Consider the following 11,821-nt stretch of genomic DNA (forward strand, 5'->3'; position numbering starts at 1 on the left):
AAGAACTGGCGTATTTGCAATGGCTTGGGAGTAAGTTCGGGGCTCTACATGACGCGCGCCAGGATCATCAGGGCGCAGGCGAGCAGTAAAACGAGCGTGATCGTGATGCCGCCCATCCGGCCGACGCGGAATTGCAGCGTATTGGGCGCGGCATACATGCCGAGCGGATGCAGCAGTCGCGATAGCAACAGTGCGCCCATCAGCAAATGAATCCACATGGCTGCGAGGCCGGACATTTCCAGCATCGCCACCATCAGCGTGATGATGGGCACGTATTCGATGAAATTGGCATGCGCGCGGATCGCGCGGCGCAGTTGTTGGCTTCCATTGTCGCCGAACGCGGCCCGGTCGCGCTGGCGCAGCCGCCCGACCTGGAGGGCGAGCACGGTGTAGAGCAGGGCGAGAATGGCGAGATAGGTTGAGGTGATCGAGGGCAGGTGCATGAATGTCTCCCCGGAATCGTCACTTACGCGGTCATTCCGGGGCGCGCGTTAGCGCGAACCTCAGATGCGCAATTGCGCATCGGGGAATCTCGAGCTATGACCTCTAGATTCCGGGTTCATCCTGCGCGATGCCCCGGAATGACGGAGCTAACCTTACGCCGCGCCAACCCAATTGCCGTGAAAGCCGTCGGGCACGCGATGGCCGAGATGTACCAGTGCAACGGGCCCCGACTCCACGTCCTGCGCGTTGAACACGGCAAGATCGCTGCGGTTCTCCTGCGCGCGCCATACCGCGGCGAGCAGCCAGCCGTCGCCGTCGCTCGCCTCACTGCTTCGTTCGACAAACACCGGTTCCGAAATGGTGTCGCCGGCGGGCAAGAGATAATGGCCGAGACGCTTGCCCTTGCCGTCGACATGGACGATGCCGGACAGCGCGCCGAACATCGGCAGATCCGGGTTAGCGCAGGCATACCAGCCATGGCTGTTCGCCTGTCCCGCGCGGCGGTCGTCGATGCGCGGGAATTCGCCGGTGAGATCGTCGAGATAGGTCTGCGTGAAGCGGTCGGTATTGCCTGACAGGTCGAAGGTCCAGCGGCAATAGCGCGCGCGCGACTTCTCGGGGTCGGTCTTCGAGCCATCGGGATGGTTGAACAGCGGGGCTTCCTCGAATTGCATCACGTCGGCAATGATGCGGTTGCCTTCCTCCCACGCATTCATGACGTGGAAGACGTAGCAGCTCTCGGCGCGGAACCAGACGATGTCCTTGGCCGAGCCGTTGCGCTTCATCACGCCGACGTATGCACCTTTCTCCGGCTCCCAGGCATAGGGCGCCTTGCCGCGCATCGCCCGCTCCATGCTGCCGGTGATGGGGAGGATCGGAAACAGCAGATGATTTTCGGTCACGATGAAGTCGTGCACCATGCTGGCATAGGGGGCGTCGAAACGATCGAACCGCGTCACCACGCCTGCGGCGTTGACCGATCCGAAGGAGAGGGCAGGGGTCAGGGGGCCTGCGGCGTTGTAGCCGAAGAACACCATCTCGCCGGTCACGGGGTCGATCTTGGGATGCGCGGTGAAGGGACCCTGGATGGCGCCCTTGTAGTCGCAATAGCCGACGCGATTGAGAGTGTCGGGCTCGATCTCGGTCGGCAGATGGCCTTCCTCGAGCGCCAGAAGCTTTCCGCCATGGAAGATGATGTTGGTGTTGGCGACGCCGCCATCGTCGGTGATTCCGGCCGGCGCACCCGGCAGCTTGCGGCCGAAGCCGCCAAACAGCGCGCGGCCGGCGTCGTGCTCGGCCAGCCATTTCGGGGTGCGGACCCAGCGGTTGCGGTAGCTGGCGCGGCCGTTCTCCAGGTGGAAGGCGTGCAGCATGCCGTCGCCGACGAACCAGTGCGCGCCGGGGACATCGAACTGCGGATTGGGACCGTTGCGATAGAGCGTGCCGTTGAGCTCGCGCGGCAATTCGCCGGTCACCTTGAGATGCGGCGCGTCGCATTCCATCGGGATCGGCGCCAGATTGGTTCGGGCCGCCTCGGTCTTCACCTGGTCGAGCATCTCACGTTTCCTCTGGTTTATATCTTTACATCGTAAAGATATCAGTAGGGATGTTGCGGCCGGCCGTCAAGCAAAATCTTTACAGTGTAAAAATTGCGGCTATAAGGATTCGTATGACTAGAGCCTCGAGTGAAACCAGAACCAAACGTCCCGCCGCGAAGCGCAGGCCGGCAAGGGCGGTGGCCGAAAGGCCGGCCGGCCGGCGGCACCGATCGGCAAGCGAGACCCCCTATCATCACGGCGATCTGCACGACGCCTTGCTCGCCGCCGCCGAGCGGGTGCTGGAACGCGACGGGTTGCCGGGCCTGACTTTGCGGGCCGTGGCGCGCGAGGCCGGCGTATCACATGCCGCGCCCACGCATCATTTCGGCGATCTCTCCGGGCTCCTGAGCGAACTCGCCGCGATCGGCTTCCGTCGATTCAACGAGGCCATGGCGGCGGCGGGCAAGACCGATATCCACCCGCTGATGAAGGCAATGGCGCGCGCCAAGGCCTATGTTGCCTACGCGCAGGCGTGTCCCGGCATGTACGGGCTGATGTTCCGCACCGAGCGGCTCGACATGACGCGGCCGTCGCTACACGAGGCGGCTACTGCCTCCTTCGAGGGCTTGGCGAACGCGATCGGCGCCGGGCGCAACGAAAAACTCACCGGCGAGGCGCTGGAGGCGCTGTCGCTCGACCAGGCTGCCGCGATTGCGCGGGCGTGGTCGCTGGTGCACGGCTTCACTACGCTGCTGCTCGACGGGCGGCTGAAGGACATCCTGCACCGGCTGCCCGAAGGCACCGGGGTCGACCAGCTGCTGGATGCGATGCTGCGTTCGACGGTGCCGCGACCGCCGGGGATGTAGGGCGGCGGCATTACGGGGGTTCGTTGGCGTCGGGATGACCTGCGCGGCGACGTTGCGCGTGGCGTGCCGCTCAGCAACCCCTGCAAATCTTGGTTTGTCGCGCCAGCCTTGCGTCGGCTTCGACGTCTTCGTTGGGCTGCCGCGTCCACTCGTCGTAGCGCGCTTTGGCGTCCGATTGGGCAGGGGCATCATTCAGCGGGCCGAGGATGATCTCGCGATTGCGGGCCGTTTTTCGCTTTGCCGGCCGTTTTGGCTCGCCCGGCTCGTCATTTGCCGTCGGTGGTTCTCCCAACCCATCCCATGCGATCGGTGCGCCAGCCGTCTGCGTCGAGCAGCCCGTGCCGGAGGCGCAGCAGCCGGTCAGGGCGGCGCAAGCGATGAGGAGAGCCAGAAGTTTCGTTTGCATTATTGCCCCGCGTGATGCCGCCGCAAAATATCATGATTTGACAAGGTTTAAGCACTCAAGCTTGAAGCTTTGACGTTAATACGGCGAAAACAGGCCGGCTCACCGGCTTCATCAGCGCTTCGCAAGGCCTGACCTGCGCCGTGCTGCCGTTCTCGGGCTTGCCGATGGTGCGGCAATCCTTCGGCGCCGTCGATGTGTAGCTGCCGCTGAATGTTTGGGCATTAGCCGGTGAAATCAGGCCACATCCAGCAGCGATCAGGGCCGCGGCTGACGATATGATGAGCTGCCGATGGGAGGCACGTTTCATCTGCACTTCTCGCATGGAACCCACAAGGTCAAACATGTGCAATCTGGGGAAGGTTCATGGCAAAGGTACGAAACACCTGACTTTGCCGCGGAATCGTCCTAGAAGAGCGGCTCGCAATTCGTCGTTTCCCAAGCGCGCAGTCATTCATTCGTCATGCCTTCCATACCATCGAATAAGCCCTATCGCGTCGGCCGCTCCCGCACCGGGCTTGGCCTCTTCGCCACCAAGCCGATCAAGAAGGGCACCAAGATTATCCGCTATTTTGGGCCGCTTCTGGATTCGAAGAAGAAAAAAGACGACGCGATCGAGAACAAGTACCTGTTCGAGCTGAACGACCGCTGGACCATCGACGGCTCGGTGCGCAAGAACATCGCCCGCTATATCAACCACGCCTGCAAGCCGAACGCGGAATCCGACGTCAAACCGCGCAAGCGCAAGGTCTTCATCCGCGCCATCAAGAACATCGAGCCGGGCGAGGAGATCAATTACGACTACGGCACCGACTATTTCAAAGCCTATCTGAAGCCGATCGGCTGCAAATGCGCGGCCTGCGAAAAGAAGCGCAAGAGGCAGCGCGCCGAGGCGCGGGCGGAGAAGGCCCGCCTGAAGGCGAAGGCCGAGCGCAAGGCGCTGAAGAATGCCGAGAAACTGGCGAAGGCGGAGGAGAAGGCTGAAGCGAAGCTGAAGGCGCGGAGCGCGAAGAAGAAGCTCAAGCTGAACGGCCATTCCCTGAATGGCAAGTCTCTCAATGGCAAGTCTCTCAATGGCAAGCCACCCAACGGCAGGTCGCTCAACGGCAAGTATCTGAACGGCAACAGCCGCGTCAGGGTTGCCGGCAAAAAATCGAGCGTCAGGAAGCCGCCAGTTTCCGCGCCCGCGCCGGTCCTTGAGGTTCAGCCCGCTGCTATCTCCCTTGAGGCGCAGCCCACCGCTATCTGAAGTCTCATCCGCCGGTCTTATCCGCCAGCCTTGCGCACCGACTTCGGCAGCAACGAATCGCCGAAGTCGACCGCCGAGCGTTGAATGATCGCGCCGGTTTCGTCGACCACGACGCGAAAGCGCCGGTGTTCGGACAGGAACGTCAGGCGATGCCGTCCGCTGTCGGCATCGACGCCGCGCTCGGCAAAACTCGTGATCTTGCCCGCGCGCATCTCCTTCTGGAGCAGGGGCAGCGTCAGGCCGAGGCCTTTGGCGACGATGGATGCGTCAATCTGCACCGCGCCATTTTCGAATTCGATTGGTTTCATGGTTTTGTCCTGATGCCCTGTTGCGACCGTCACGCGGGTGCCGGAGTACGTTTGAGCCGCGCCGGATAGGCGCATTCCGCCAGCGTCGTGGTGTCGAGTTCACGCATGAAGGCCTCGCGCGCGGCGGCGAGCCTTGCCTTCAGCCGGCAGCGCGGCATCAGCACGCAATCGCCGCCATCCTCACGAAAACACTCCACCAGCGGCGGCCCTTCAAGCGCCCGCACCACTTCGCCGATCGTGATCGACTGGGCCGGGCGCGCAAGCGTGAAGCCGCCACCGGCGCCGCGCTGGGTCGAGATGAAGCCGCTATCGGCGAGGTCGCGCACCACCTTGGCCAGGTGGTTGCGGGAAATGTCGAGTTCGGCCGCCATTTCGCCGGTGGCGAACGACCGGCCCGGCTCGCCCGCCAGCCGCATCAGGGCGCGCAAGGCATAATCCGTGAACGACGTCAGGCGCATGAGAGCCCTTTCAAAAGATCTGCTTGCAAAACATCTATAGCCGCCTAAATAGGTATTTGAAATACCTATTTAGGGGCAGGCGAAGAAATGGAAGCGATCGTGGCGGGGCCGGAGCGGCGTGAGCGGCTTACGGCCGAAATCATGGAGCGGACCGGCATTGACGAGGCGATGATCGAGCGCATGGTGCACGGCTTCTACGCGAGGGTTCGTGAGGATGCCGTGCTGGGACCGATCTTCGAGGTCCGGATCAGGGATTGGGAGCCGCATCTGAAGCAGATGTGCGCGTTCTGGTCGTCGGTCGCGCTGATGACGGGCCGCTACCACGGCACCCCGATGGCCAAGCATCTGCCGCTGCCGGTCGATGCCGGGCATTTCGACCGCTGGCTCGAGCTATTCGAGCAGACCGCCCGCGAGATCTGTCCGCCCCAGGCGGAAGCGCATTTCGTGGAACGGGCGCGGCGGATCGCAGCGAGCCTCGAACTCGGCATCGCCGGCGCCCACGGCGTCATGCTCGGCAACGGCGAAAGATTTCGGTCCAATCAAACAGGAGCAGTGTGATGGCTTACCGTGCACATGTCGTGACGAACAAGGAGCAGGCCGATCCGTATGCCGGCAGCAGCCTGGTGCCGATGCTCGTCATCGGGCTCGTGCTGACCTTTGCCGGGATGATCGCGGCGTTGGTGTTGAGCTGAGGGGAAACCCGGCCGCCACGAATGCCATCCTTCGCCCTCGTCATTGCGAGGAGCGAAGCGACGAAGCAATCCATCTATCCGTCATGCTGCGATATGGATTGCTTCGCTTCGCTCGCAATGACGGTTGAGGCCTACGCCGTCACCACACCACCGCTCTTGCGCATGCCGATATACTGCAGCTCGGCAAACACGCCGGTGGCGATCGCCTGCGCCACGACGACGATTTGACCCAGCAGGTTCGGGCTCACCGCACCCGAGAACAGCAGCGCGATGCTGCCCAGTGTCCACGCGGCATTTCCAACGATCACGAGCAATACCAGCGCCTTCGGCACCGATGACCGCGTGGCGAGCCAGCCGACCAACGCCGTATAGGCGATCAGGAACAAGCCGGTCTCGCGCAGTAACGCTTCCGGCAGATTGAGGAAGGGTGCCAGCACGCCGGCGCCCAGCGTCAGCGCGACCGCTGCGACGCCGCTGAAGATGGCGTCGGCGAGGAGGGCGCGGCTCAGGAATGTGGACGGATGGATCATGACAATTCTCCTTGGCTTGGGGGACTTTGGGCGAGACAGGGATCAGCGCTGCAAGAGCGACCGGAGCTGACGCATCAGCCGCATCGGGCAGAGCGCCTTGCCGATCCTGTTCTCGATCGTCCGCACCCGCACGAACACGAAGACGCCGGTGTCGTGCACCACGGGTTCAGGCATGTTCAGCGAGCGCGCCAGCAACCAGGTGGCCAGATTGAGCGTCCACGGGATCGCCGCGGCGGCGATGCGAAAGAGGGTGAGTATCAGCATCGGTCATCTCCTGTGCCCCAGGATGACCCGGCCCGTGACCTGTTTCGATTACCTCGGACGTAATGGAATGGGTGAAATTCGCATGGTAGGTTTTCCACCATGAACGCACATGCTGCCACGGCGCGAGCCGAACGAACCCAACCCGTCCATATCGGCGATCACCTGCGCGAATGGCGCCAGCGCCGCCATCTGAGCCAGCTCGATCTGGCCGGAGACGCCGAGATATCCGCGCGCCACCTCAGTTTTGTCGAAACCGGCCGCGCCGCGCCGTCGCGGGAAATGGTGCTGAAGCTCGCCGAGCGATTGGAGGTTCCCTTGCGTGAACGCAACGTGCTCCTGGTCGCGGCGGGCTTTGCGCCTGCCTTTCCGCAGCGCTCGCTCGACGATCCCGCGCTCAAATCGGCGCGGCAGGCCATCGACCTCGTCCTCAAGGCGCATGAGCCCAATCCGGCACTGGCCTATGACCGGCACTGGAATCTGGTGACGGCCAACCGCATGGTGGCGCCGCTGCTCGAAGGCATCCCGCCGCATCTGCTCGGGCAGCCCTTCAACATTCTGCGGCTCGCCTTTCACCCGGAGGGGCTCGCGCCGCGCACGGTCAATCTCGCCGAATGGAGCGCGCATCTGCTGGAGCGACTGCATCGGCAGTGCGAGGCGACGGCCGATCCCGAATTGCTGAAGCTGTATCAGGAACTGAAGGCCTATCGGATGCCGGCGCGCTCGGGTCCTATCTCGGCGGACAATGTCGCGATCCCCTTCAAGCTGCGAAGCGCGGGCGGCGAGGTGCTGAGCTTCATCTCCACCACCATGGTGTTCGGCACGCCGGTCGACATCACGCTGCAGGAGCTGGCGCTGGAGACGTTCTTCCCCGCCGACGACCTGACCGCCGAGCGGATGCGGCAGATGGCGGCGGAGCTGACTTGATGAGTAGAATGGGTGGAGCGAAGCAATACCGATCCGCGTCATAAGATTCGCTCTACCATCTACATACTCGCAGTTTATACCGACCCACTTCTCGCTCGACCCCGCGTCATCAGCGCCGTGGTCGCGCTGCCCTGCAGCATATCCGCTGACCACGGCGCGCCCGCCTGTTCGGCGGCGCGAAACAGGGGCCATGCGGCCTGAAAATGGCGGTCATTGCAGGCTCCGTGGTTGAATCGATGCGGGATTTCTAGGCAGCCCTGGCCACCGCCACAATAACCGCGGAGGTTATGTGATGTGAGACATGCGGTTAGCGGTCTTGTGCGGCGGCCCATTCGGCTTACTTTGCGGGCATCATTTTTGAGCCTCTAATGAGCCCTGAGGAGACCCCGATGAGCACCTTAAAGCCCCTCAAGATCGACATCGTCTCCGACGTGGTCTGCCCCTGGTGCTACATCGGAAAACGCCGGATCGAGAATGCGCTGGCGCTGGTGCCTGATGTTCCCGTCGAAGTGCGCTGGCGGCCGTTCTTCCTCAATTCCTGGGTACCGCGCGAGGGCATCAGCCGCGACGAATATCTCACCGCCAAATTCGGCTCGGTCGAAGCCTACAAGGGCATCGCCGGCCGCGTCGTGGCGGCTGCGGGCGAGGAGGGGCTGACCTACCGCCCCGAACTGGTAAAGCGCCAACCCAACACCATCGATTGTCACCGCCTGATCCATTGGGCGGACGCGCAGGGCAAATCCGCCGAGATGAAGCAGCGCCTGATGGAATTGTATTTCCGCGATGGCGGCGATCTGACCGACGTGAACGTGCTGGTGCAGGCCGCAGCCGATGTCGGCCTCGATAGCGACGACGTCCGCAAGCGTCTCGCAACCGATGAGGATGTCGCGCTGATCTCCAGCCAGGCGCAGGAGGCTTCCGACAAGGGCATTTCGGGCGTGCCGACTTTCGTGTTCGCGCAGAAATACGCCGTCTCCGGTGCGCAGCCTGCCGAGCAGCTCGCCCGCGCCATCCGTCAGGTGTCCGGCGAGATCAACGCGCAGGCTGCGGAGTAGAGCGCGGCTGGTTCGCCCGGCCTTGTGCCGGGCATCCACGTCCTGACCACGGGTGCGGCAAGAAAGTCGTGGATGGCCGGGTCAAGCCCGGCCATGACGATCGGACGAAATCATCGGCACAAGAAACCTTGGGGAGGCGTCATGATCTATGAACTGCGCACCTACACCGTAAAGCCCGGCACGCTAGGCGACATGATCAAGGCCGCGAGCACGATATCGCGTGACATCCGCAAGGACGATTACGGCAAGCTCGAAGGCTATTGGTCGACCGAGATCGGGCCGCTCAATCAGGTCCTGCACATGTGGAGCTACAACAGTTTCGACGAGCGCACGCGGATGCGGGCGGAGCTTGCGAAGAACCCGCGCTGGACCGGCGAGTATGTGCCGCTGATCCGCCCCTTGCTGGTGCGTCAGGACGTCCGCCTGATGAACGCGGTGCGGCCGCCGGTTGCGCCGGCATCGGCGGGCAATGTCTACGAACTCCGCAACTATCGCGGCAAGCCTGCCGGTGGCCTCAAGCTGTGGCTCGATGCATTCACTGCGGTGCTGCCGGAGCGCGAGAAATATTCAAAGATCGTAGGCCTGTGGACGACCGAGGCGGGGCAGCCGAACGAGGCCTGCCACATCTGGGCCTATCCCAGCCTGAACGCCCGCGCCGAAGCGCGCGGCAACGCGATGAAGGATCCGGCCTGGCAGGAATTCCTCGGCAAGGGCCCGGGCTTCCTCGAGGAAATGCACTCGACCATCATGCTGCCGGCGCCGCATTCGCCGCTGCAGTGAAGTTTTGATGTAGCCCCGTTGGCTCATCAAGGCTTCAGGTCACGCGCCTTTCAGATAATAATTCGCGCGCTTGCCGAGCGCGATCCGCCGCAGCACGCGGCGCATCGCCATCGAGGCGCGCAGCGGCTTGATGGTCAACGTGACGGAGCGATAAAACGCGAGCTTCAGCGTATCGAGCACCGGCTGTTTGCCGGGAGGCTGCTGCGGCAGGCCGATGCCGCGAAGCATCGAATTGAAGAAGTGCAGATCGTTCAGCCGCCGCACTTCGCGCGTCTTCCAGGTGATCGCCATCGAGATCGAGAACGAGCCTGATGTCCGCACCCAGTGCGGCCACTGATACGGTACGTAGCAGCCGTCGCCGGCGAACAAATGGAATTCGTTGCCGCGCGGCGCAAAGCTCTCGTCGTATTTCAGGTTGCGATGCTTGGTCATCGAGCGCTCGATCTCGTCGTCACTGACGATCGAGCGGTCGGCATTGTCGAAGATCGTGAAGAATTTTTCCCCGTGGATGTGGACGAAGAAATTGTCTTCGCTGTCGAGATGGAACGGCGTGGTCGAGTTCGGCGAGGATACGAACAGAAAACCCTCGACCTGCTCGAAGCCGGCATCGAGCAGGCTGTTGAAACCGCGGGCGCGGGCGACCGACAGCAGGGTGTCGTCCAGCAGCGATCGATACTCCGGCGAGTTCTCGACGCGCTTGAGCACCATCCAGGCGCCAGCGGTTTCGATGCTCTTCACCACTTCGACCGGATCGAGATCGACGGAGGGAATGGCGTCCGGATCCTGGCTGATTGCGACCTTGCCGGAATTGTACTCGATCAGGTCGCGCGGCAATTCGGCGGCGAGCTGCGCGATACGCGGCAGCGTCAGCAGCGGATGGCCGGCGAGCTTGTGATGGATCGCAAACGGCTTGAGCGGAAAGTCGCGACGAAGCGCGTCATGATCGGCCGCAATCACGGGCGCGATGGCGGTGAGCGTATTCATTCAGGATTTATCCTGCCGTGCTCTGACGAAATGAACGATGCGGCGTACCGGCTCGCGGATCGCGCCGCGCAAGCCCAGCGCGGCGCGGATCAGCGACACAACCGGATCGCCCCGCCGCAGCGGGATCAAGACATCGCCGATCGCAAGGCGTCCGCGCCAGATCGGGTTGATCATGGGATGGTCGGGGGCGGCGGTGGAATCGACCAGGCGAATGGCCGGATCCGCGCAGAGATACCGGGTCAATTCCAGCGTCAGCTGCACGCCGGGCGAAAATTTTGCAAAGCACTCGTCGACGCCGAGCTTGAAGTAGAAGGCGCGGTCGTGATGACGCAGCACGATTGCCGCGGCCACCGGCGTTTCGCCGGCCCGCAACGTCACGATCTCGCACTGGCCGGTCTCGGCCAGCGCCGAGGTAGCGCGACGGATGAAGGCCGCGTCGCCGTCGTCCTGGCTGAGCGCGGTGCCGCGCTGGCCCTTCCAGCCGCTGGCCTCCAGCACCAGGAATGGTTCAATCGCGGCGGCGACGTCAGCAGGCGTCCGCGCCACGTCGAAGTTGATCGCGCCGTGTTCGGCCAGGCGATTGCGCTGACGGCGCAGTTCTTTCAGTTTCTTCGCGCCCAGCGCCTCGCGCAGCACTTCGTCGGCGTCACCGGTAGCGTCAAGGCAGGCGCGGACATGCGATTGCAGCACCACGGGCTGCATGCGGCTGCGGTGCAGCACGTCGGCAAAGGCCTTCATGGCCGCGCCGTCAAGCGAGGTGGCGCGGAAGATCAGCGCGTGTGCGCCGGCCCGGCGAGCCTGCTGCAGAATGCCGGTGACCGCTTCCTCCGCCATGTCGCGGTCGAGCAGCGGCGTGCAGAGTGTGCCGTAGGGATCGGCGCTGACCAAAGCGGGCAGCGGGATTTTGTAGGCGCGCCACATCGAGATCACAGGCACCAGGCCGATCAGGGTGGAAGCATCGCGCCACGCACCGAGCGCGTCGGTGTCGCCGCGGCCCCGCACCGAAGCGTTCACCGCCAATTCCCATTCGGGCAGATAATAGCCGTTCGGCTCGGCGGCGCGTGTCGAGAGTGCGAGCCATTGGCCTGCGGAAACGCCGGCGAGCGGCGTCAGCGCCCCGCCGGCGCCTGGCGCGTGTACGTTCGCGTCCTTGCTCGATGCACGACGAGCCGTCGATGTGTCGGCAATGTCAGCCACTTCCCCGAATCCCCGTTCGCGATTTATGTGGCCGACGGCGCCATGAGGGTGCCATCTGACCATCGCGTTCACGGGGCAACGCTATCGGACAGAGGTGGAAAATACCGTTGTCGCGAAGCCCGGATTTGA

16 protein-coding genes are annotated in these 11,821 nt (G+C 63.5%); 7 read left to right on the plus strand and 9 right to left on the minus strand.

Translation table 11 applies throughout. The features are described 5' to 3' along the window. Window positions 1–44 precede the first annotated feature (44 nt). Window positions 45–443: an MAPEG family protein gene (locus tag V1293_RS35485; protein ID WP_334516394.1), complete on the minus strand. Its 399-nt coding sequence runs from the start codon at window positions 441–443 to the stop codon at window positions 45–47. Window positions 444–596: 153 nt separating this feature from the next. Beyond that, on the minus strand, window positions 597–2,000 hold the full coding sequence (locus V1293_RS35490) for a carotenoid oxygenase family protein (RefSeq protein ID WP_334516396.1): 1,404 nt from the start codon (window positions 1,998–2,000) through the stop codon (window positions 597–599). Between the two features lie 113 nt (window positions 2,001–2,113). Between V1293_RS35490 and V1293_RS35495 the strand changes: the two genes are divergently transcribed. Beyond that, the gene (locus V1293_RS35495; RefSeq protein ID WP_334516398.1) at window positions 2,114–2,848 is read left to right on the plus strand and encodes a TetR/AcrR family transcriptional regulator; all 735 of its coding nucleotides are present in this window, start codon (window positions 2,114–2,116) and stop codon (window positions 2,846–2,848) included. Between the two features lie 461 nt (window positions 2,849–3,309). On the opposite strand, the gene V1293_RS35500 is transcribed toward V1293_RS35495, so the two are convergent. Beyond that, a complete protein-coding gene (locus tag V1293_RS35500) occupies window positions 3,310–3,597 on the minus strand; it encodes a hypothetical protein (RefSeq protein WP_334516399.1) in 288 nt (95 codons plus the stop codon). Window positions 3,598–3,714: 117 nt separating this feature from the next. On the opposite strand from V1293_RS35500, the gene V1293_RS35505 reads away from it, so the two are divergent. Beyond that, window positions 3,715–4,500 (plus strand): SET domain-containing protein, encoded by a 786-nt coding sequence (locus tag V1293_RS35505; protein WP_334516401.1) that lies wholly within the window; start codon window positions 3,715–3,717, stop codon window positions 4,498–4,500. A 17-nt stretch (window positions 4,501–4,517) separates the two neighbouring features. Here V1293_RS35505 and V1293_RS35510 read toward each other — a convergent pair whose 3' ends face one another. Together V1293_RS35510 and V1293_RS35515 are read right to left on the minus strand one after the other, a co-directional pair. Continuing rightward, window positions 4,518–4,808 carry a DUF6522 family protein gene (locus tag V1293_RS35510; protein ID WP_334516403.1) on the minus strand — a complete coding sequence of 97 codons (291 nt, stop codon included), beginning with the start codon at window positions 4,806–4,808 and terminating at the stop codon, window positions 4,518–4,520. A gap of 29 nt (window positions 4,809–4,837) precedes the next feature. Next, window positions 4,838–5,266 (minus strand): RrF2 family transcriptional regulator, encoded by a 429-nt coding sequence (locus tag V1293_RS35515; protein ID WP_334516405.1) that lies wholly within the window; start codon window positions 5,264–5,266, stop codon window positions 4,838–4,840. Window positions 5,267–5,353: 87 nt separating this feature from the next. Here V1293_RS35515 and V1293_RS35520 point away from each other — a divergent pair, with 87 nt between their 5' ends. Together V1293_RS35520 and V1293_RS35525 are read left to right on the plus strand one after the other, a co-directional pair. Beyond that, complete coding sequence (locus tag V1293_RS35520; protein ID WP_334516406.1) at window positions 5,354–5,824, plus strand: group III truncated hemoglobin; 471 nt, start codon at window positions 5,354–5,356, stop codon at window positions 5,822–5,824. Further along, window positions 5,824–5,958 (plus strand): hypothetical protein, encoded by a 135-nt coding sequence (locus V1293_RS35525; protein ID WP_334516407.1) that lies wholly within the window; start codon window positions 5,824–5,826, stop codon window positions 5,956–5,958. The genes V1293_RS35520 and V1293_RS35525 overlap by 1 nt, the downstream gene beginning before the upstream one ends. Window positions 5,959–6,089: 131 nt before the next feature. Here V1293_RS35525 and V1293_RS35530 read toward each other — a convergent pair whose 3' ends face one another. Together V1293_RS35530 and V1293_RS35535 are read right to left on the minus strand one after the other, a co-directional pair. Further along, complete coding sequence (locus tag V1293_RS35530) at window positions 6,090–6,488, minus strand: hypothetical protein (protein ID WP_334516409.1); 399 nt, start codon at window positions 6,486–6,488, stop codon at window positions 6,090–6,092. A gap of 42 nt (window positions 6,489–6,530) precedes the next feature. After that, entirely contained in the window at window positions 6,531–6,752 is a 222-nt protein-coding gene (locus V1293_RS35535; protein WP_334516412.1) for a hypothetical protein, read from the minus strand. Window positions 6,753–6,851: 99 nt separating this feature from the next. Between V1293_RS35535 and V1293_RS35540 the strand changes: the two genes are divergently transcribed. The 3 genes from V1293_RS35540 (at window position 6,852) to V1293_RS35550 (ending at window position 9,511) form a co-directional block, all read left to right on the plus strand. After that, entirely contained in the window at window positions 6,852–7,676 is an 825-nt protein-coding gene (locus tag V1293_RS35540) for a helix-turn-helix domain-containing protein (protein ID WP_334516414.1), read from the plus strand. Window positions 7,677–8,065: 389 nt separating this feature from the next. Next, window positions 8,066–8,731 carry a DsbA family oxidoreductase gene (locus V1293_RS35545; protein WP_334516416.1) on the plus strand — a complete coding sequence of 222 codons (666 nt, stop codon included), beginning with the start codon at window positions 8,066–8,068 and terminating at the stop codon, window positions 8,729–8,731. A 141-nt stretch (window positions 8,732–8,872) separates the two neighbouring features. Continuing rightward, on the plus strand, window positions 8,873–9,511 hold the full coding sequence (locus V1293_RS35550; protein ID WP_334516418.1) for an NIPSNAP family protein: 639 nt from the start codon (window positions 8,873–8,875) through the stop codon (window positions 9,509–9,511). Window positions 9,512–9,550: 39 nt separating this feature from the next. Here V1293_RS35550 and V1293_RS35555 read toward each other — a convergent pair whose 3' ends face one another. Both V1293_RS35555 and V1293_RS35560 read right to left on the minus strand, forming a co-directional pair. Next, a complete protein-coding gene (locus V1293_RS35555) occupies window positions 9,551–10,495 on the minus strand; it encodes a cupin-like domain-containing protein (RefSeq protein WP_334516419.1) in 945 nt (314 codons plus the stop codon). Beyond that, window positions 10,496–11,692, minus strand: a complete 1,197-nt coding sequence (locus V1293_RS35560; RefSeq protein WP_334516420.1) for a GNAT family N-acetyltransferase — start codon at window positions 11,690–11,692, stop codon at window positions 10,496–10,498. It lies immediately after the preceding gene. Window positions 11,693–11,821: the final 129 nt, after the last annotated feature.

Origin of the sequence: Bradyrhizobium sp. AZCC 1693, assembly GCF_036924745.1 — a bacterium.
Classification (GTDB): domain Bacteria; phylum Pseudomonadota; class Alphaproteobacteria; order Rhizobiales; family Xanthobacteraceae; genus Bradyrhizobium.

Excerpts from the sequence above, each read along its gene's own strand:
- V1293_RS35485 (WP_334516394.1), bottom strand. The coding sequence starts at position 443 with ATGCACCTGCCCTCGATCACCTCAACCTATCTCGCCATTCTCGCCCTG.
- V1293_RS35490 (WP_334516396.1), bottom strand. The coding sequence starts at position 2,000 with ATGCTCGACCAGGTGAAGACCGAGGCGGCCCGAACCAATCTGGCGCCG.
- V1293_RS35495 (WP_334516398.1), top strand. The coding sequence starts at position 2,114 with ATGACTAGAGCCTCGAGTGAAACCAGAACCAAACGTCCCGCCGCGAAG.
- V1293_RS35500 (WP_334516399.1), bottom strand. The coding sequence starts at position 3,597 with ATGTTTGACCTTGTGGGTTCCATGCGAGAAGTGCAGATGAAACGTGCC.
- V1293_RS35505 (WP_334516401.1), top strand. The coding sequence starts at position 3,715 with ATGCCTTCCATACCATCGAATAAGCCCTATCGCGTCGGCCGCTCCCGC.
- V1293_RS35510 (WP_334516403.1), bottom strand. The coding sequence starts at position 4,808 with ATGAAACCAATCGAATTCGAAAATGGCGCGGTGCAGATTGACGCATCC.
- V1293_RS35515 (WP_334516405.1), bottom strand. The coding sequence starts at position 5,266 with ATGCGCCTGACGTCGTTCACGGATTATGCCTTGCGCGCCCTGATGCGG.
- V1293_RS35520 (WP_334516406.1), top strand. The coding sequence starts at position 5,354 with ATGGAAGCGATCGTGGCGGGGCCGGAGCGGCGTGAGCGGCTTACGGCC.
- V1293_RS35525 (WP_334516407.1), top strand. The coding sequence starts at position 5,824 with ATGGCTTACCGTGCACATGTCGTGACGAACAAGGAGCAGGCCGATCCG.
- V1293_RS35530 (WP_334516409.1), bottom strand. The coding sequence starts at position 6,488 with ATGATCCATCCGTCCACATTCCTGAGCCGCGCCCTCCTCGCCGACGCC.
- V1293_RS35535 (WP_334516412.1), bottom strand. The coding sequence starts at position 6,752 with ATGCTGATACTCACCCTCTTTCGCATCGCCGCCGCGGCGATCCCGTGG.
- V1293_RS35540 (WP_334516414.1), top strand. The coding sequence starts at position 6,852 with ATGAACGCACATGCTGCCACGGCGCGAGCCGAACGAACCCAACCCGTC.
- V1293_RS35545 (WP_334516416.1), top strand. The coding sequence starts at position 8,066 with ATGAGCACCTTAAAGCCCCTCAAGATCGACATCGTCTCCGACGTGGTC.
- V1293_RS35550 (WP_334516418.1), top strand. The coding sequence starts at position 8,873 with ATGATCTATGAACTGCGCACCTACACCGTAAAGCCCGGCACGCTAGGC.
- V1293_RS35555 (WP_334516419.1), bottom strand. The coding sequence starts at position 10,495 with ATGAATACGCTCACCGCCATCGCGCCCGTGATTGCGGCCGATCATGAC.